Origin of the sequence: Amycolatopsis magusensis, assembly GCF_017875555.1 — a bacterium.
GTDB lineage: Bacteria > Actinomycetota > Actinomycetes > Mycobacteriales > Pseudonocardiaceae > Amycolatopsis > Amycolatopsis magusensis.
In genome coordinates this window covers 8,660,427-8,677,323 of the sequence record NZ_JAGGMS010000001.1, presented here as the reverse complement: position 1 = coordinate 8,677,323, position 16,897 = coordinate 8,660,427, and the positions used below count along the sequence as shown (strand labels likewise).

The following is a 16,897-nucleotide window of genomic DNA, read 5'->3' as shown; positions in this document are numbered from 1 at the left end:
CTACGCTCTGGGTGTGCCAGCTTCACCCCTCGCTCCCGCCCGTGGCCGCTGGCTGGTGCCCGCGCTGATCGTGGTCGTCTCGCTGACCGTCGGTGGCGGGTTGCTCGCCAGGGAGGTCTACCGCAAGCCGGACGCCGCCGCGGACACCGGGGTGATCGCCACGCGCACCTCGCAGTCGCTGGCGCCCGAGCAGCAGCCGGGCTCCCCGGTCGTCGAAATGACGCCGGACGCCGCCGCGCACCCGCACGCCGACGGGGTACGCGCCCTGCTGCAGAACTACTTCGACGCCATCAACGCCCGCAACTACGAGCTGTGGAAGACCACGGTGACCAAGTTGCGGGCGCAGGCGAAGTCCAAGGTGGAGTGGGAGGCCGACTACCGCAGCACCAAGGACGGCAGCATCCTCGTCTACCGCATCGAAGCCATGGGGGACGGCACGCTGCAGTCGCTGATCGGCTTCACCAGCACGCAGGACCCCCAGGACGGGCCGGTGGACCTGCAGGAACCGTGCGTCCGGTGGCACCTGACCCTGCCCATGGTGCTGGAGAACGGCATGTGGAAGCTGGACGCCATCCCCGCGGGCACCACCCCCATGCACGAACGCTGCACCTGACCCAGCTCCCGAATGTGGGTTTCGCGTGCGGGAGTGTGGAACTCGCTTACCCGAACGTGGGGTTCGACTTCCTGAATGTGTAGTTCGGCTGCACGAGTGTTCCGGCGACCCCACGCTCAGGAGCCCGAGTTCCACGTTCAGGAAGCCGAACCCCACACTCAGGAAGCCGAACTGCACGTTCGCGTAGCTGAACTACGCGCTCGGGCAGGTGAGTTGGCGCGGGCGTGGATGTGAAAAGGGGCACCGGCCTCCGTGGAGGGGTGCCCCTGTTCAGGTGGAGAGGGTCAGGCTGGGGTGAAGGCGAGGGCGACGTTGTGGCCGCCGAAGCCGAAGGAGTCGCTGATGGCGGCGCCGATGTCCATCTTGCGCGGTTCCCCGGCCGCGATCTCCTGCACGACGCCCGGGTCCTGGTTCTCCAGGTTCAGCGTCGGCGGGATGACACCGTCCCGGATGGACAGCACGGTCGCGATCGCTTCGACCGCGCCCGCGGCGCCCAGCAGGTGCCCCAGCGCGCCCTTCGGCGCGGTCAGCACCGGGTGCTCGCCGATCGCCTTGCGCACGGCCACGGTCTCCCCGACGTCCCCGGCCGGGGTCGAGGTCGCGTGCGCGTTGACGTGGTCGATGTCCTTCGGGTCCAGCCCGGCCGAGCGCAGGGCCGCGGTGATCGCCCGCGCCTGTCCCGTGCCTTCCGGGTCCGGTCCGGTGATGTGGTACGAGTCGGCGCTGGTGCCGATCCCGGCCAGCCTGCCGTAGATCTTCGCCCCGCGCGCCTTCGCGAACTCCTCGCGCTCCAGGACCATGATCCCGGCGCCCTCGCCGAGCACGAAGCCGTCGCGGTTGACGTCCCACGGGCGCGAAGCGCGCTCGGGGTCGTCGTTGCGCGTGCTCATCGTGCGCGCCTGGGCGAACCCGGCCATGGTGATCGCCGCGATGCACGCCTCGGCGCCACCGGCCACCACCACGTCGGCCTCACCGGTCTTGAGCATGCGCCAGCCCCAGGCCAGCCCTTCGGCGCCCGAAGCGCAGGCCGACACCGGTGCGTGCACCCCCGCCCGCGCCTTCAGCTCCAGGCCGACGTGGGCCGCTGGCCCGTTCGGCATGAGCATGGGCACGGTCAGCGGGGACACCTTGCGCAGACCGGTGGTCTCCAGCAGGTCGTCCTGGTCGAGCAGGGTGTTCGCGCCACCGATACCGGTGCCGACCACGACGGCGAGCCGTTCGGGTTCGACGGTGTCCTCGTTGTGCCCGGCATCCGCCCACGCCTGGCGGGCCGCGATCACCGCGACCTGCTCGCTGCGGTCCAGCCGGCGGGCCTGCACCCTGGGCAGCACCTCGGTGGGATCGACCGCGAGCCGAGCGGCGATCTTCACCGGCAGGCCGAACTTCTCGACCCACTCGGCGTGCAGGGTGGACACCCCACTGCGGCCGGTCAGCAGACCGTCCCAGGTGGACGCGACGTCCCCGCCGAGGGGCGTGGTCGCGCCCAGCCCGGTGATCACGACGTCGTTGTTGCTCATCGGTTTCTCCCCGAGGTCGGCACCGGCAGGTGTTACTTCGAGTTCGAGGCGACGTAGTTCACGGCGTCGCCGACGGTCTTGAGGTTCGCCAGCTCGTCGTCCGGGATCTTGACGCCGAACTTGTCCTCGGCCTGCACGGCGATCTCCACCATGGACAGCGAGTCGATGTCCAGGTCGTCCACAAAGGACTTCTCGGCGCTCACGTCGTCCTGGGCCACACCGGCCACCTCTTCGACGATCTCGGCGAGCCCGGACAGGATCTCTTCTTTGTCAGCCACTGCTATCCCTTTCCTGTTTACCTGAGAATTCTTTCCGGCCGGTGCCCGGCCGGAATGCTGGGGGTTACGGGCAGATGACGACCTGGCCGGCGTACGAGAGCCCGGCCCCGAACCCGACCATGAGTACCACGTCACCGCGCTTCACCGTGCCCGCGGTGCGCATGTGGTCCAGCGCGAGCGGGATCGAGGCCGACGAGGTGTTGCCGCTGTAGCGGATGTCGTCGGCGACCACCATGTCCTCGCGGGCACCGTTGGCGCGCAGCTTCTTCGCGATCGCCTCGACGATGCGCAGGTTCGCCTGGTGCGGGATCAGAACGTCCACTTCGGACGGTTTGACCCCGGCGACCTCCAGTGCGCGCAGGGCGATCGGCGCGATCTGGGTGGTCGCCCAGCGGAAGACCGCCTGGCCCTCCTGGTAGATGTACTTCTCGTCGCGCATGTAGATCGTGTGGACCAGATCGCCGGCGCTGCCCCAGGCCACCGGCCCGATGCCCGGCTCGTCGGACGGGCCGACGACCGCGGCACCGGCGCCGTCGGCGAAGATGATCGCGTTGGCGCGGTCGGTGGGGTCGACCGAGTCGGTCAGCTTCTCCGCGCCGATCACCAGCACGTGCTTCGCCGAACCCGAGCGGACCAGGTCGGAGGCGACGCCGAGGCCGTAGCAGAACCCGGCGCAGGCGGCGTTCAGGTCGAACGCGCCCGCCTTCGACGCCCCGATCCGCTCGGCCACCTGGGCGGCCGCGTTCGGGATCAGCGTGGGCATGGTGCAGTTCGGCAGGATCACGGTGTCCACATCGGACGGATCCAGCCCGGCGTCGGCCACGGCGCGGGACCCGGCGGTGACCGCCATGTCCACCAGCAGTTCGTCCTTCTCGGCGAACCGGCGTTCGACGATGCCGACGCGGTCCCGGATCCACTGGTCACTGGTGTCCATCAGCTGGGACAGGTCGTCGTTGGTGACGATCTTCTCCGGCTGGTAGCTGCCCACGCCGAGGATTCGGCTGGCGGCTGATCCGTGAAGAAGTCGCAGCGCGGGGCGCTGGCTCATTCGGTGTCCTCCTGGGGGCTCAACTTCGCCACGTCCGCGGGCGTCTTGAGCGCGATGGGGCTGGTGACGGTGCCTTTGAGCTGGCGCTTGACCAGGCCGGTCAGCGTGCCGGCCGGCGGGAGCTCCACGGTGCGGGTGACGCCGAGGGCGGCCAGGCCGTCCATCGTCAGGTCCCACCGCACCGGGCTGGTGACCTGGGTGATCAACCGCTCCAGGTACTCCGCGCCGCCGGTCACCACGGTGCCGTCCGCGTTGGACAGCAGCGGGCGGACCGGGTCGGCGGTGGTGATCTCACCGGCGTGCTCGCGCACCGCGGCCTCGGCCGAGGCCATGTACTCGGTGTGGAAGGCGCCCGCCACCTTCAGCGCGCGCACCTTCGTACCCGCCAGCGGTTCGGCGACGATCTTCTGGATCGCGGCCGCGGCGCCGGAGGCCACGATCTGGCCGGCACCGTTCTGGTTGGCGGGAGTCAGTCCCTGTTCGGTGAGCCAGGCCACGACGGCCTCGGGCTCGCCCAGCATGACCGCCGCCATGCTGGTGGGCTCGGCCTCGCAGGCCTTCGCCATTTCCGCGCCGCGCACGGCGGCCAGTGCGACGGCCTCCTCGGCCGGGAACACCCCGGCGATCGCGGCCGCGGCCAGCTCGCCGACCGAGTGCCCGGCCACCGGCGCGTCCGCGGGCACCAGGCCCTGCGCGTCGAGCTGGTGGAACGCCAGCAGCGACAGCGCCACGATCAGCGGCTGGGCGATGGCGGTGTCCTGGATCTCTTCCGCGTCCGCCTCGGTGCCGAGCCGGAGCAGGTCCAGGCCGGTGCGGTCGGACCAGTGCCGCAGGCGCTCGCGCGCACCGTCGAACTCGAGCCATGGCGTGAACATGCCGGGGGCCTGGGAGCCCTGTCCGGGGGCGAGGAGGGCGGTCATCACTCCTCTAGGGAACACGCTAACCCCCGTTCCCTATCATGCCGCCGCTCACCAAGTCGTCTCGCCGGATTTGTAGAGACCCTACAAATGTGACCGGGTGATGAACCTCTGGTACCCAAATGTCTTGTCGGGTTCGGGCAGATTTTTGGTGAGCCGCGTCACTCGCTCACCAGATGCCGCGGGCCCGCGCGAGCCTGCCGACGGTCAGCGCGATCCGCAGGACCAGCGCGTCACGGGGGTCGGCGGCGTGCCGCCCGGTCAGCTCGGCGGCCCGGCGCAGCCGGTACCGCACGGTGTTGGGGTGCACGAACAGCGTACGGGCGCAGATTTCCAGCACCCCACCGCTTTCCAGGTAGGTCTCCACCGTCTGCAGCAGTGACGTGCCCGCTTCTTCGAGCGGGCGCGCGATCTCCTCGATCAGCAGGCGTTCCGCTTCGGCGTCACCGGCCAGCGCGCGTTCCGGCAGCAGCTCCCACGACCTCGCCGGGCGGGGTGCGCCCGGCCAGCCGACCACCGCACGCAGGCCGGACAGCGCTTCGGCGGCGCTGGTGTGCGCCTCGGCCAGGCTAGGCACGGTCGGCCCGGCGACCACCGGGCCTTCGGCGAAGGCCGTGGCCAGCTTCTCCAGGACCTCGCGTTCCTTGATCCCGCCCTCGGTCGGCCCGGCGACCACCACGACCAGCCGCGACCCCTGCACGCTGAGCAGCACCGGGCGGCCGATCCGGGCGGCCCGGCTGCGCACGTCGAACACCACCGCGGGCGGGTCGTCCGAGGAGGGCGTGCCGACCAGCACGGTCGCTTCGGCCGCCGGTTCCCAGCCCAGCGCCGACGCGCGGGAGAGCACCGACTCCTCGGCGTCCCCACGCACGATCCCGTCCACCACCAGCGCTTCGAGCCGGGCGTCCCAGGCACCGCGGGCTTCCGCCGCGGCGGCGTAGGAATTGGCCGCGGCGAAGGCGATCTCCCTGCCGTAGCGCAGGATCGCCTCGGTCAGTGCGGCGCGTTCGCTGTCGTCGGCGGCGAACTCGGGCAGCTGCTCCTCGAACACCTCGATCGCCAGCCGCACCAGCCCGACCGCCTGGCGCAGGCTCAGCCAGCGCGACAACTCGGCCGGGGCGCCGCGGAAGGCGTCGGTGGTGAACTTCAGCGCTTCCTGCGAATCACGCAGCCAGCCGACGAACCCGGCCACCCCGGACTGGGTGATCAACAGCACGCTGGCCCGCTGGTCGGCCGACATGCGGCCGAACCAGGGCAGGCGCTCCTCCATCGCGGCGACGCTGGCCGCGGCGAGCCTGCCCGACGCGCGCTCGAGCCGGCGCAGCGTCTTCGCGGACAGGCCGTGCCGCTCCTCGACGCGGCGGCGGGGACTGGGTGCGGTCATGGTGCCCAGATCGTAGTTCAGGAGACTTCCTCGTCGTCCTGCTCGGACCGGGAGGACGGCGAGGGCTCCGGCGGCGGCTCCTTGCGGGGCCGCCCCCTCGGCCGCATCCGGCCCGCGGTGCCCGGCAGCCGGCCGGCGTCGGCCAGCGCCTGCCGGAGCAGGAACTCGATCTGCGCGTTGGTGCTGCGCAGTTCGTCCCCGGCCCAGCGGGCGATGGCGTCGTGCACGGCCGGGTCGAGCCGCAGCAGGACCTTCTTGCGTTCGGTCACCAGTGGCCTACTGGTAGAGGGTCCCGGCGTTGACCACCGGCTGGGTGTCGCGATCGCCGACCAGCACCACCAGCAGGTTGCTCACCATCGCCGCCTTGCGCTCCTCGTCCAGTTCCACCACGTCGTGCGCGGCGAGCCGGTCGAGCGCCATCTCGACCATGCCGACCGCGCCTTCGACGATGCGCTGCCGGGCCGCCACCACCGCGCCAGCCTGCTGGCGCCGGAGCATGGCCTGGGCGATCTCCGGCGCGTAGGCCAGGTGCGTGATCCTCGATTCGATCACGTCCACCCCGGCGGAGGCCACCCGGGCGCCGATCTCCGCCGAGAGCTTCTCGGTGATCTCGTCGGCGTTGTCCCGCAGGGAAAGGGTGGCTTCCCCGTGTGTGTCGTACGGGTAGTTGTTCGCGATGTGCCGGATCGCGGTCTCGGTCTGGATGGCGACGAACTCGACGAAGTCGTCCACCTCGAACATCGCCTGCGCGGTGTCGGCGACCTGCCAGACCACCACCGCGGCGATCTCGATCGGGTTGCCGTCGGCGTCGTTGACCTTGGCCACCGCGGTCTCGTGGTTGCGGATCCGGGTGGAGACCTTGTGCCGTTCGGTCAGCGGGTTGACCCACTGCAGCCCGTCGGTGCGCAGGGTGCCGGTGTAGCGGCCGAGGAACTGGATCACCCGCGCCTCACCGGGGGCGACCGGGGTCAGGCCGAACGCGAGCACGCCGGCGGTCACCACCAGCAGCGCGCCGAGCACGAGCATCGCCACGCCGACGCCCTGGTTGCCGTCGATCAGCTGCGGCAGCCCGAACCCGACCAGCGCCAGCCCGCCGAGCGTCCCCGCCGTGGAGACGGCGAACATCGTGTACCCGTTCACCGTGCGCACCTCGCGCTCCCGCGTCTGCGGGACCGGCATCTCCACCTGCTCCAGAACTTCGCTGGTCATCGTCGTCCTCCTGCTGCCCTCGGGGGCTTGTGCCCTGCGGCGAAGCCTAGCATAGTGATATCACTTTAATAGCTACCCGGGGCAGGGGTGAAGGCATGGCTGCGACGCGCACGGCCGTGGGACAGGCGTTGCTGATCGGACTGGCCGCGATCGCGGTGGCGGTGGCGAAACTGGCGTTCGCCGAACCGGGCGGGGGCGGTCTGGTGTGGCGCGTGGTGACCGGACTGGCGCAGGGCGCGGCGCTCTGCTGAGCGGCCGGGCTGAACGACGGCCGGGCTGAGCGACTGGGCTGATCGGCCGGGCTGAGCGGCCGGAAAGAAGGTGAATGGACCTCGCAGTCCACGCCGGGCGCGGCCCCCGGACCCCGGAAATACTCGAGGCCGCCCGGCGCCTGCGTTTTACGCCGCGCCGAGCGGCCTCGTCTCCCCGGTCCCCACCGGTAGTTCAACTATGGCCTGACTTTTCTGCTCGCGCCACCTGTCTCACCCGATCGTGCCCTCGCCGAGTTGCTCCCGCCTGGCCGGTGTTCAACGCTTGCCGAAACCGGAATTCCGCGAACCTGCGAGGAGGACACTATGGGTGAACAGCTCAAAGACGGGCTGGGTCAGGCGTGGAACCTGGTGGCCACGTTCGTCCCCAAATTGATCGGCTTCCTGATCATCCTGCTGATCGGCTGGCTGATCGCCAAAGCCGTGTCGAAAGGGCTCAGCCTGGTGCTCGGCAAGCTCGGATTCGGCAAACTCGTCGAAAAAACCGGACTTTCCGGGACACTGAGGAAAGCCAATGTCGACGCGATCGGCATCATCGCGAAGCTGGTGTACTACTTCATTCTGCTCATCGCGCTGCAACTGGCGTTCGGCGTGTTCGGTGAGTCCAACCCGGTGAGCCAGCTGCTCAACGACGTGATCGCCTTCCTGCCGCGGATCGTGGTGGCGATCGTGCTGCTGATCGTGGCCGCGGCGATCGGCAAGGTGGTGCGCGACCTGATCACCGGCGCGCTGTCCGGCCGCCCGGCGGGCGGGCTGATCGGCGCCATCGCCTACTACCTGATCCTGGCGCTGGGCGTGATCGCGGCGCTGAACCAGATCAACATCGCCACCACGGTGACCACGCCGGTGCTGGTGACCGTGCTGGCCACCATCGGCGGGGTGATCGTGGTCGGCATCGGCGGTGGCCTGATCAAGCCCGCGCAGCAGCGCTGGGAGGGCTGGCTGGACGGCCTGCAGGCCCAGCTCGGCTCCGGGAACGGGCCGAAGACCGGCCGCGTCGGCCCGCGCCACACGGCCACCGACGCCCCGACGCCGCCCGCCGGCCTCTCGCGTCCGGAGCACTGATCCCGAACAGTTCCTCCGGGCTGTCGCGGTTCGCGACACGAATGTGGCTTTCGGGGCGGAATCCGCTCCGAAAGCCACATTCGTGTCCGGGGCCGGGTGGGACCGCTCACAGGGGCTTGGGAATGCGGGGCGGGGGGAGCATGTTGGGGGCGGTGACGGAAAGGAGCACGGGGTGGACTTCTTGCTGAACCACGGGCTGACCGTGCTCGGCCAATGGGTTTCCATCGCCGAGCTGGCCGGGCAGTTGTGCGCGCTCGCGGTGGTTTTCCTCGCGCAGCGCCGGACGCTCTGGACCTGGCCGGTGCAGGTGGGCGCGACCGTGCTGCTGTTCAGCGTCTACCTCTCCGCGCACCTCGGCGGCCTCGCCGGCCGCCAGGTCGCGATCCTGGCCATCTCGCTCTACGGCTGGTGGGCGTGGACCCGCCGCCGTGACCCGGTCTACGGCGTGGTCGTCCGCAAGGGCAGCCTGACCGAGCGGCTCGCCCTCCTCGGCGCCTTCGCCGCCGGCACCGCCGCGATGGCCGTGGCGCTCGATCTGCTCGGCGCTTCCTGGGCGCCGTGGCCGGACGCCGCCATCTTCGTCGGCACTCTGGTCGCCTTCGGCGCGCAGGGCCTCGGCCTGGTCGAGTTCTGGCTGGTCTGGCTGGTGGTCGACGCGATCGGCGTGCCGCTGCAGATCGCCTCCGGGCTCTGGTTCTCCGCGGCGATCTACCTGGTCTTCGCGGTGCTGGTGGTGCACGGCTGGTGGAGCTGGAACCGCACCGCCAAGCAGGTGGCCGCCGACCGCGTCAGGGCAGCATCCCGCTGAGGAAGCTCGCCTGCGCGGCCACGATCAGGCACATCACCAGCAGCAGCCCGATGCTCCACGGCAGCACCTTCCGCAGCAGGTTGCCCTCCTGACCGTTCATCTGCGCCGCCGCGCAGGCGATGGTCAGGTTCTGCGGCGAGATCATCTTGCCGAGCACGCCGCCCGAGCTGTTCGCCGACGCCAGCAGGTCGGGGGAGAAGCCGGCCTGGTTCGCCGCGGTCACCTGCAACGCGCCGAACAACGCGTTCGCCGAGGTGTCCGAACCGGTGACCGCCACGCCGAACCAGCCGAGGATGGGGGAGAGGAAGGCCAGCGCGCCCCCGGCCCCGGCGATCAGGTTGCCGATGGTGGTGGTCTGCCCGGACAGGTTCATCACGTACGCCAGCGCGAGCACGCTCGTCACGGTCAGGATGGCGAACCGCAGTTCGTGCACGGTGGCGCCCCACTCGCGGGCGGTGTCTTTCAGTTTCACCTTGAGCACCACCGCGGTGATCAGCCCGGCGAGCAGCACCAGCGTGCCGCCGGTGTTCAGCAGCGGCAGGCTGAAGGTGTTGCCGGAGACCGGTTTGCCGGTCGGCGCGACCACGTCCAGGAACGGCCAGTCGAACTTCCAGGTGGCCGAGTCGAGCAGCTTCTTCACCGGGGGCAGCTGGCCGATCGAGAAGATCGCGATGATCAGCAGGTAGGGCGCGTAGGCCTTGACCACGTCGGCGCGTTCGTCCTTGCCGTCGAAGGTCTCCGTGGCCGACCCGGTGAGCACGGCCGCGCGCACCTCGGCTCGCGCCGGTTTGCGCGCCGAGGGCACCAGCATCACCGCCGCGACCCCGGCGAGCGCCGCGCCGATGTCCGCCAGCTGCGCCGAGACGAAGTTCGACGCCAGGAACTGCACGAGCCCGAACGCCAACCCACAGGTCAGTGCCGGGATCCAGGTCTCACGCAGTCCGCGCCAGCCGTCGACGATCAGCACCAGCAACAACGGCACGACCACCGCGAGCAGCGGCGTCTGCCGCCCGACGATGGACGAGACGCTCTCCAGCGGCAGGCCGGTGACCTGCGCGAGCGTGACCACCGGGGTGCCCATCGCGCCGAACGCGACCGGCGCGGTGTTCGCCACCAGTGCCACGATCGCCGCCTTCACCGGGGCGAAGCCGAGCGCCACCAGCATCACCGTGGAGATGGCCACCGGGGCGCCGAACCCGGCGAGGGCCTCCATCAGCCCGCCGAAGCAGAAGGCGATGATCAGCGCCTGGATGCGCGGATCGTCGGAAATCCGGCCGAAGGATCGGCGCAGCACGTCGAAGTGCCCGGTGCGCACGGTGAGCCGGTAGATCCACAGCGCGTTGACCACGATCCACATGATCGGGAACAGGCCGAAGGCCGCGCCCTGCGCCGCGCCGGAGATGGTCTGGCCGATCGGCATGCCGAACACGACGACCGCGAGCACGGCGGCCACCAGCAGCCCGATCAACCCGGCCACGTGTGCCTTCAGCCGGACCGCGCCGAGCAGGACCAGCACGGTCGCCAGCGGGAGGGCGGCGACGAGCGCGGACAGGGCGAGTGAGCCGAGCGGGGCGAGTTCCTGGACGAACACCTCGGACCTCTTTCTCCGGAGCCAGCCACGGATTCCGCATCGTGAAAGCAGGCTTTCACCAACTGGCCCGAGATCCTGGTCACCCTTTTGCGTCCACGTCAAGCCCCACGTTCCACCGGCGATCAGCCGCGTCGAGCCCCGGGAGTGCCGTGAATGTGGCTTTCACGGCGAAATCGGCCGTGAAAGCCACATTCACGGCACTCGGGCGGGCGCCGGGTCAGCGGATGTGGGCGTGGCTACTGGTGAGCTCCGCGAGGGAGCGCACGCCGAGTAGGCGCATGGTCCGCACGATCTCGGTCTGCAGGATCTCCAGCGCCCGCTGCACCCCGCGCTCGCCCCCGGCCATCAGCCCGTACAGGTAGGCGCGCCCGACCAGGCAGGCGTCGGCGCCGTTCGCGAGCGCGGCGATGATGTCCGCGCCGGAGAGGATGCCGCCGTCCAGCCACACCTCGCCGCCGCCTTCGACGGCGTCGAGCACGCGGGGGAGCAGTTCGAGCGGTGTCGGCGCGCGGTCGAGCTGGCGGCCGCCGTGGTTGGACACGATCACCGCGTCCGCGCCGAGCTTGATCACCTCGCGTGCGTCCGCCGGGTTCTGGATGCCCTTGACCACCAGCTTCCCCGGCCACAGCTCACGCAGCCAGGCCAGGTCGTCGAAGTTGAGCGCCGGGTCGAACAGGGTGTTCAGCAGTTCCGCGACGGTGCCGTTCCACGAGGTCAGCGAGGCGAAGGTGAGCGGCTCGGTGGTGAGCAGGTTGAACCACCACGCCGGGTGCATCGCCCCGTCGGCGAAGGTCTTCAGGGTCAGCGCGGGCGGGATGGTCAGCCCGTTGCGCACGTCCCGCATCCGCGCCCCGCCGACCGGCACGTCGACGGTCAGCAGGAGCGTGTCGTAGCCGTTCTCCCCGGCACGCTGCACCAGGTCCTTACCGGCCTCGCGGTCGCGCCAGACGTAGAGCTGGAACCACTTCCGCGCGTTCGGCGCCGCTTCGGCGACCGCTTCGATCGAGGTGGTGCCCATGGTCGACAGCGCGTACGGGATCCCGGCCCGCTCGGCGACCCTGGCCACCGCGGGCTCGCCCTCGTGGTTCATCATCCGCGTGAAACCCGTTGGCGCGAAAGCGAACGGCAGGGCGGAGCGCTGCCCGAGGATGTCCTTCGAAGTGTCCACATCGGACACATCGCGCAGTACGCGCGGCTGGAACTCCACCCGCCGGAACGCCTGGCGCGCGCGGAGCAGGCTGTCTTCGAGTTCGGCCGCGCCATCGGTGTAGTCGAACACCGCGCGCGGGCTCCGCCGCCGCGCGATGGTGCGCAGGTCGGCGATCGTGTGCGCGTTCGCCAGCCTGCGCTCGGTCGGGTTCAGCTTGAACGGCTTCGGGCGCAGGATCTCGGCCAGTTCGGCCGGGCGGGGCAGGCGGCGCTTCGTCACGCGATCATCTCCCTTTCCGAGCAAGCGGGCCCCGGCAGACATCAGATGTCTGCCGGGGCCCCTTTCTAGCACCTTCGCTCAGGCGTTGCCCGCGTCCGAGGTCTGCGGACCGGCCGCGGTGACGTCGTCGATGCGGTACTTGCGCGACGCCTCGACCACCTTCGCCCGGTCCACCTTGCCCTGGTTGGCCAGCGCGGTCAGCGTGCCGACCACGATCGACTGGGCGTCGACCAGGAAGTGCCGGCGCGCGGCAGGCCGGGTGTCGGAGAACCCGAACCCGTCGGTGCCCAGGGTCAGCATGTCGCCGGGCACCCACGGGCGGATCAGGTCCGGCACCGAGCGCATCCAGTCCGACACCGCCACGACCGGGCCGTCCGCGTCCTTCAGCGCCTGCGTGACGAACGGCACACGCGGCGAGTCGGCCGGGTGGAGCAGGTTGTCCCGGTCCGCGTCCACCGCCTCGCGGCGCAACTCGGTCCACGAGGTGGCCGACCACACCGCGGCCCGCACCCCCCATTCCTCTTCGAGCATGGCCTGCGCCTTGAGCGCGTCCGGCATGGTCACGCCGGAGACCAGGATCTGCGCCTCCGGACCGTCGCCAGCGGGAGCCTCGGCGTACCGGTACAGGCCCTTGAGCAGCCCGTCCACGTCGAGGTTCTCCGGCTCGGCCGGCTGCTGGTACGGCTCGTTGTAGATGGTGAGGTAGTAGAAGATGTTCTCACCGTTGCCGTCCGGGCCGGTCTCGCCGTACATCCGGCGGAGCCCGTCCTTGACGATGTGGGCGATCTCGAACGAGTAAGCCGGGTCGTAGGCGACCACGGCCGGGTTCGTCGAGGCGAGCAGCAGCGAGTGCCCGTCGGCGTGCTGCAGGCCCTCACCGGTCAGCGTGGTGCGACCGGCGGTGGCGCCTAGCACGAACCCGCGGGTCATCTGGTCGGCTGCCGCGTACAGCCCGTCGCCGGTCCGCTGGAACCCGAACATCGAGTAGAAGATGTAGATCGGGATCATCGGCTCGCCGTGCGTGGCGTACGAGGTGCCCACCGCGGTGAACGAGGCCGTCGAACCCGCCTCGTTGATGCCCTCGTGCAGCAGCTGGCCCTGCTCGGACTCCTTGTACGCCAGCATCAGCTTGGCGTCGACCGAGGTGTAGGTCTGCCCGTGCGGGTTGTAGATCTTGGCCGTCGGGAACATCGAGTCCAGGCCGAAGGTGCGGGCCTCGTCCGGGATGATCGGCACGATCCGCTTGCCGATCTCGCTGTCCTTGGCCAGCTCGCGGATCAGCCGGACGATGGCCATCGTGGTGGCCACCTCCTGCTTGCCCGAACCCTTGCGGATGCCCTCGTAGACCTTGTCGCCGGGCAGCACCAGCGCCTTGGCCTTGCCGCGGCGCTCCGGCAGGAACCCGCCGAGCGTGCGCCGCCTGCTGAGCAGGTACTCGATCTCCGGCGAGTCCTCGCCGGGGTGGTAGTACGGCGGCAGCTTCGGGTCGCGCTCGAGCTCCTCGTCGCTGATCGGGATGCGCTGGGAGTCCCGGAAGAGCTTGAGGTCGTCGAGGGTGAGCTTCTTCATCTGGTGCGTGGCGTTGCGGCCCTCGAACGCCGGGCCCAGGCCGTAGCCCTTGATGGTGTGCGCCAGGATCACCGTCGGCTGGCCGTGGTGCTCCAGCGCCGCCTTGTACGCCGCGTAGACCTTGCGGTAGTCGTGCCCGCCGCGCTTGAGGTTCCAGATGTCGGCGTCGGAGAGGTCCTTGACCAGCTCCTTCGCCCGCGGGTCGCGGCCGAAGAAGTGCTCGCGGACGAACGCGCCGTCGTTGGCCTTGTAGGTCTGGAAGTCACCGTCGGGCGTGGTGTTCATCAGGTTGATCAGCGCGCCGTCGCGGTCGCCGTGCAGCAGGGCGTCCCACTCGCGGCCCCAGATGACCTTGATCACGTTCCAGCCCGCGCCGCGGAAGTACGACTCCAGCTCCTGGATGATCTTGCCGTTCCCGCGGACCGGCCCGTCGAGCCGCTGCAGGTTGCAGTTGATCACGAAGGTCAGGTTGTCCAGGCCCTCGCCGGCGGCCACGTGGATCAGGCCGCGTGATTCCGGCTCGTCCATCTCGCCGTCGCCGAGGAACGCCCAGACGTGCTGGTCGCTGGTGTCCTTGATGCCGCGGTCGCGCAGGTACCGGTTGAACCGGGCCTGGTAGATCGCGTTCATCGGGCCGAGGCCCATGGACACCGTCGGGTACTCCCAGAAGTCCGGCATCAGCCGCGGGTGCGGGTACGACGGGAGGCCGCCGCCCGCGCCGGCGTGCGAAAACTCCTGGCGGAAGCCGTCGAGCTGCTGCTCGCTCAGCCTGCCTTCGAGGAACGCGCGAGCGTAGACACCGGGGGAGGCGTGGCCCTGGATGTAGATCTGGTCGCCACCACCCGAGTGGTCCTTGCCGCGGAAGAAGTGGTTGAAACCGACTTCGTAGAGCGCCGCGGAGGAGGCGTAGGTGGAGATGTGCCCGCCGACGCTCACCCCCGGCCGCTGCGCGCGGTGCACCATGATCGCCGCGTTCCACCGGATGAAGGCCCGGTAGCGGCGCTCGAGCTCCTCGTCACCGGGGAACCACGGCTCGTTCTCGGTCGGGATGGTGTTGACGTAGTCCGTGGCCGTCAGCGGGGGTACGCCGATGTTGCGCTCACGAGCGCGTTCCAGTACCCGCAGCATCAGGTAACGCGCACGCTGCTGACCGCCCCTGGCCAGTGCCGCGTCGAAGGAGTCCAGCCATTCGGCGGTCTCCTCCGGGTCGATGTCGGGCAGGTGCGCGGCCAGACCGTCACGGATGACGCGGACCCGCGCCGGGGCCTGGAGGCCGGAAGCGTTGCCGCGCCCGGCCTCGTTGCTTGGGGGGGCCAAGGGTTCTCCTCGCCGTACTTGGTTGCGCTGTTTGTCTGGTCCATGGCCGGCGCGTTGGGGTTCCGCCGCAGGTGCCATCGTCGTCGCCCGCGCTGCCCGCGTCACCGCTACTGAGCGGTAACGTCCGCGGCCCCGTCCAGGGTGCCTCCCGCCTGCGGGTGTATCGCGCGCGCGACTGCCACCCACCCTAGGGCAGCCCGGTCGCGGGCGTGCGGGCGCGGCGCCCTACGGTGGTCGGATCAACCGGCCGGGTGCCCTCGCACTGGGGCACGACTTGGGCGATGATCCGGTGTGGACGGTTGCGCGGACAGCCTCGTCAGTGTTCGCTAACCCCATTCATGTCGGACGTGCGGCCGGAACCGGCCGGACGAGAAGCTACCTGGAGGAGTTGAGTCGTGGTCGCCGCGGGAGACGCTGGGCAGAACAGCGTCGCCGAGAGGCTTGGGATCAAGCCGGACATGGTGGTCCAGGAGATCGGCTGGGACGAGGACGTCGACGACGACCTTCGTGCGGCGATCGAGGAGCAGATCGGCGGGGAGATCCTCGACGAGGACGCCCAGGAGGTCATCGATGTGGTGCTGCTGTGGTGGCGCGAGGACGACGGTGACCTCGGGGACGCGCTGATCGAGGTCAGGCAGCCGCTGAGCGACGACGGGGTGATCTGGGTCCTGACGCCGAAGACGGGCCAGCCGGGCCACGTCGAACCCAGCGAGGTCGCCGAAGTGGTGCCCGCGGTGGGGCTGTCGCAGACCTCCAACATCAGCGTCGGCCCTGGCTGGTCGGGTACCCGCCTGGTGCCGCGGTCCAAGAAGTGAGCACGCTCGCGGTGCCGGGGTGGAGCGGGCCGTTCGCACGATAGGGTTGCGTGGGCAGTCCCCAGGTTCGTCGAGCAGCGGGAGAGGAACACATGGCGGTCGAGGTCGGTTCGAAGGCCCCGGACTTCACACTCAACGACTACAACAAGCAGGCGGTCAGCCTGTCGTCGTTCCAGGGTGAGAAGCCGGTGCTCCTGGTTTTCTACCCGTTCGCGTTCAGCGGCACCTGCCAGGGCGAGCTGTGCCAGCTCCGGGACGAGTTCGCCGAGTACGACGGCAAGGGCGTGCAGGTGATCGGCGTGTCGGTGGACACACCGTTCTCGCTGAAGGCCTGGGCCGAGCAGCAGGGCTACCAGTTCCCGCTGCTGTCGGACTTCTGGCCGCACGGCGAGGTCGCCAAGACCTACGGCGTGTTCAACGAAGCGGCCGGCCTGGCCAACCGCGGCACCTTCCTGATCGACACCGAAGGCGTCGTGCGGTTCGCCGAGATCAACCAGCCCGGCGAGGCGCGCGACCAGGCGGCCTGGAAGAAGGCCGTCGCCGAACTGGCCTGACGCAGTTTTCCGCGGCGGCACCCCACGCGTGGGGTGCCGCCGTCGGGGCGCATAGCTCAGCGGGAGAGCACTCGGTTTACACCCGAGCGGTCGCAGGTTCGAATCCTGCTGCGCCCACCACCTGACCCCGTTTCAGCCAGGGCTGAATGGGTCCGTTCGGCCCACTGAGTGGCCACTGCCTCCGGTAACCTCCCGCTGTCCACTTTCAGGATCATCGAGTTGGGACTCTGGGGAGAACATGAAGAACACCTTGCGGCGGATCGCCGTCGCCGGGATGGCCGTCGCCGCCTTCGCTTCGGTCGGCGCGGTGAACGCGAGCGCGGCACAGGCCGAGGGCTACGAGCTCATCAACTTCTACATCAGCCACGACGACTGCGAGATGACCGGCCGGACCGGTTTCGTCAACGGCGACTGGGACGAGTGGATCTGCGTGTACGACACGCCGATGTACTTCCACTGGGGCCTGTACGCGAATCTCTGAGGCTGACGCGCCTGAGGGCCGTGCCGGGGGACT

Annotated in this window: 17 protein-coding genes and 1 tRNA gene; 8 read left to right on the top strand and 10 right to left on the bottom strand. The window is 69.9% G+C overall.

Annotation, left to right across the window (positions count from 1 at the left end; all coding sequences use genetic code 11):
* The first annotated feature begins 13 nt into the window (after nucleotides 1–13).
* Nucleotides 14–613, top strand: coding sequence for a hypothetical protein (locus JOM49_RS38980; protein ID WP_282767899.1), 600 nt, complete (start codon nucleotides 14–16; stop codon nucleotides 611–613).
* A 284-nt stretch (nucleotides 614–897) separates the two neighbouring features.
* Here the strand turns inward: JOM49_RS38980 and JOM49_RS38975 are convergent, their stop codons facing one another.
* The 7 genes from JOM49_RS38975 to JOM49_RS38945 form a co-directional block, all read right to left on the bottom strand.
* Nucleotides 898–2,130: a beta-ketoacyl-[acyl-carrier-protein] synthase family protein gene (locus JOM49_RS38975; RefSeq protein WP_209669363.1), complete on the bottom strand. Its 1,233-nt coding sequence runs from the start codon at nucleotides 2,128–2,130 to the stop codon at nucleotides 898–900.
* A 32-nt stretch (nucleotides 2,131–2,162) separates the two neighbouring features.
* Nucleotides 2,163–2,408: an acyl carrier protein gene (locus JOM49_RS38970; RefSeq protein ID WP_113693432.1), complete on the bottom strand. Its 246-nt coding sequence runs from the start codon at nucleotides 2,406–2,408 to the stop codon at nucleotides 2,163–2,165.
* A 64-nt stretch (nucleotides 2,409–2,472) separates the two neighbouring features.
* The gene (locus tag JOM49_RS38965; RefSeq protein ID WP_209669361.1) at nucleotides 2,473–3,456 is read right to left on the bottom strand and encodes a beta-ketoacyl-ACP synthase III; all 984 of its coding nucleotides are present in this window, start codon (nucleotides 3,454–3,456) and stop codon (nucleotides 2,473–2,475) included.
* The gene (locus tag JOM49_RS38960) at nucleotides 3,453–4,376 is read right to left on the bottom strand and encodes an ACP S-malonyltransferase (RefSeq protein WP_209669359.1); all 924 of its coding nucleotides are present in this window, start codon (nucleotides 4,374–4,376) and stop codon (nucleotides 3,453–3,455) included. Before JOM49_RS38960 ends, JOM49_RS38965 begins: the two co-directional genes overlap by 4 nt.
* A 166-nt stretch (nucleotides 4,377–4,542) precedes the next feature.
* A complete protein-coding gene (locus tag JOM49_RS38955) occupies nucleotides 4,543–5,757 on the bottom strand; it encodes a PucR family transcriptional regulator (RefSeq protein WP_209669357.1) in 1,215 nt (404 codons plus the stop codon).
* Nucleotides 5,758–5,774: 17 nt separating this feature from the next.
* Nucleotides 5,775–6,029 carry a type II toxin-antitoxin system antitoxin gene (locus tag JOM49_RS38950; protein ID WP_209672158.1) on the bottom strand — a complete coding sequence of 85 codons (255 nt, stop codon included), beginning with the start codon at nucleotides 6,027–6,029 and terminating at the stop codon, nucleotides 5,775–5,777.
* A 4-nt stretch (nucleotides 6,030–6,033) separates the two neighbouring features.
* A complete protein-coding gene (locus JOM49_RS38945; RefSeq protein WP_209669355.1) occupies nucleotides 6,034–6,966 on the bottom strand; it encodes an SPFH domain-containing protein in 933 nt (310 codons plus the stop codon).
* A 95-nt stretch (nucleotides 6,967–7,061) separates the two neighbouring features.
* On the opposite strand from JOM49_RS38945, the gene JOM49_RS38940 reads away from it, so the two are divergent.
* The 3 genes from JOM49_RS38940 to JOM49_RS38930 all read left to right on the top strand — a co-directional run bounded on the left by JOM49_RS38940 (nucleotide 7,062) and on the right by JOM49_RS38930 (nucleotide 9,108).
* A complete protein-coding gene (locus JOM49_RS38940) occupies nucleotides 7,062–7,217 on the top strand; it encodes a hypothetical protein (protein ID WP_209669353.1) in 156 nt (51 codons plus the stop codon).
* A gap of 324 nt (nucleotides 7,218–7,541) precedes the next feature.
* Nucleotides 7,542–8,300 (top strand): mechanosensitive ion channel family protein, encoded by a 759-nt coding sequence (locus JOM49_RS38935; protein WP_209669351.1) that lies wholly within the window; start codon nucleotides 7,542–7,544, stop codon nucleotides 8,298–8,300.
* Nucleotides 8,301–8,472: 172 nt separating this feature from the next.
* The gene (locus tag JOM49_RS38930; RefSeq protein ID WP_209669349.1) at nucleotides 8,473–9,108 is read left to right on the top strand and encodes a nicotinamide mononucleotide transporter family protein; all 636 of its coding nucleotides are present in this window, start codon (nucleotides 8,473–8,475) and stop codon (nucleotides 9,106–9,108) included.
* Here the strand turns inward: JOM49_RS38930 and JOM49_RS38925 are convergent.
* The 3 genes from JOM49_RS38925 to aceE form a co-directional block, all read right to left on the bottom strand.
* Nucleotides 9,089–10,699, bottom strand: a complete 1,611-nt coding sequence (locus JOM49_RS38925) for an L-lactate permease (RefSeq protein ID WP_209669347.1) — start codon at nucleotides 10,697–10,699, stop codon at nucleotides 9,089–9,091. The two genes, JOM49_RS38930 and JOM49_RS38925, sit on opposite strands and share 20 nt — an antisense overlap.
* A 217-nt stretch (nucleotides 10,700–10,916) precedes the next feature.
* Nucleotides 10,917–12,128 carry an alpha-hydroxy acid oxidase gene (locus tag JOM49_RS38920; RefSeq protein WP_308159020.1) on the bottom strand — a complete coding sequence of 404 codons (1,212 nt, stop codon included), beginning with the start codon at nucleotides 12,126–12,128 and terminating at the stop codon, nucleotides 10,917–10,919.
* Between the two features lie 78 nt (nucleotides 12,129–12,206).
* Nucleotides 12,207–15,014 carry a pyruvate dehydrogenase (acetyl-transferring), homodimeric type gene (gene aceE / locus JOM49_RS38915; RefSeq protein ID WP_209669343.1) on the bottom strand — a complete coding sequence of 936 codons (2,808 nt, stop codon included), beginning with the start codon at nucleotides 15,012–15,014 and terminating at the stop codon, nucleotides 12,207–12,209.
* A 395-nt stretch (nucleotides 15,015–15,409) separates the two neighbouring features.
* Between aceE and JOM49_RS38910 the strand changes: the two genes are divergently transcribed.
* The 4 genes from JOM49_RS38910 (at nucleotide 15,410) to JOM49_RS38895 (ending at nucleotide 16,864) form a co-directional block, all read left to right on the top strand.
* On the top strand, nucleotides 15,410–15,829 hold the full coding sequence (locus tag JOM49_RS38910) for a DUF3052 domain-containing protein (protein ID WP_209669341.1): 420 nt from the start codon (nucleotides 15,410–15,412) through the stop codon (nucleotides 15,827–15,829).
* Nucleotides 15,830–15,921: 92 nt separating this feature from the next.
* Entirely contained in the window at nucleotides 15,922–16,383 is a 462-nt protein-coding gene (locus tag JOM49_RS38905; RefSeq protein WP_209669339.1) for a peroxiredoxin, read from the top strand.
* 45 nt (nucleotides 16,384–16,428) lie between these two features.
* Nucleotides 16,429–16,503: transfer RNA gene (locus JOM49_RS38900), tRNA-Val, on the top strand.
* 118 nt (nucleotides 16,504–16,621) lie between these two features.
* Entirely contained in the window at nucleotides 16,622–16,864 is a 243-nt protein-coding gene (locus JOM49_RS38895; protein WP_209669337.1) for a hypothetical protein, read from the top strand.
* The last annotated feature ends 33 nt before the right edge of the window (nucleotides 16,865–16,897 follow it).

Excerpts from the sequence above, each read along its gene's own strand:
- JOM49_RS38975 (WP_209669363.1), bottom strand. The coding sequence starts at position 2,130 with ATGAGCAACAACGACGTCGTGATCACCGGGCTGGGCGCGACCACGCCC.
- JOM49_RS38965 (WP_209669361.1), bottom strand. The coding sequence starts at position 3,456 with ATGAGCCAGCGCCCCGCGCTGCGACTTCTTCACGGATCAGCCGCCAGC.
- JOM49_RS38960 (WP_209669359.1), bottom strand. The coding sequence starts at position 4,376 with ATGACCGCCCTCCTCGCCCCCGGACAGGGCTCCCAGGCCCCCGGCATG.
- JOM49_RS38955 (WP_209669357.1), bottom strand. The coding sequence starts at position 5,757 with ATGACCGCACCCAGTCCCCGCCGCCGCGTCGAGGAGCGGCACGGCCTG.
- JOM49_RS38945 (WP_209669355.1), bottom strand. The coding sequence starts at position 6,966 with ATGACCAGCGAAGTTCTGGAGCAGGTGGAGATGCCGGTCCCGCAGACG.
- JOM49_RS38940 (WP_209669353.1), top strand. The coding sequence starts at position 7,062 with ATGGCTGCGACGCGCACGGCCGTGGGACAGGCGTTGCTGATCGGACTG.
- JOM49_RS38935 (WP_209669351.1), top strand. The coding sequence starts at position 7,542 with ATGGGTGAACAGCTCAAAGACGGGCTGGGTCAGGCGTGGAACCTGGTG.
- JOM49_RS38905 (WP_209669339.1), top strand. The coding sequence starts at position 15,922 with ATGGCGGTCGAGGTCGGTTCGAAGGCCCCGGACTTCACACTCAACGAC.
- JOM49_RS38895 (WP_209669337.1), top strand. The coding sequence starts at position 16,622 with ATGAAGAACACCTTGCGGCGGATCGCCGTCGCCGGGATGGCCGTCGCC.